1 protein-coding gene is annotated in these 522 nt (G+C 33.1%); it reads right to left on the bottom strand.

What is annotated here, in order from left to right; translation table 11 throughout:
* The coding region (locus IV513_RS15695; protein ID WP_209391486.1) for a hypothetical protein at window positions 1-522 on the bottom strand (522 nt) is incomplete at both ends.

The following is a 522-nucleotide window of genomic DNA, read 5'->3' as shown; positions in this document are numbered from 1 at the left end:
AAGAAGTCCGATATTCCTGTAGGCTAAGATTCTCGAGAAAATCATTAACCACTGATCTTAATATGTCCAGGTATCTTGCAGAATTTAACGTCTCTTCATAAATGAAATAACTTTTTTTATAATTTTTCAATAAACAAAACACATTTAAACTAAATTTATTTTGATATCCCATTTCCCTTGTGGAATGGGGATTTTCGTCAGACCAAAAATGTTCATTTTTTCGATTAAAAATACCTTCTCTTGAAAATTTTGTTTCGTCAGTCCAAATAATTTTTGACAGAAAATTTGGGTCCTCCTGAATGCGAACCAACAAGAACTCACAAAAAGCCACTCTTCTTGCATAATCTTCAACCTTCAGAGCCTGAACTTTATTAAATTTAAACGGGTGCATGTCATGGTATTTTAAAATTCGATGAACAGAAGTGATTGTTATATTCAAGTCATCTGCTGCGCTTCGGATGGAACTACGAGGATAGGCGTAAAAATATGCCATAACGTTTATGACATTATCTTCATCTGATG

The sequence above is a fragment of the Chryseobacterium sp. RR2-3-20 genome (genome assembly GCF_017808115.1).
Lineage (GTDB): Bacteria > Bacteroidota > Bacteroidia > Flavobacteriales > Weeksellaceae > Chryseobacterium > Chryseobacterium oryzae.
The sequence above is the reverse complement of the archived record's forward strand: the minus strand, read 5'-3'. Positions and strand labels throughout refer to the sequence as shown.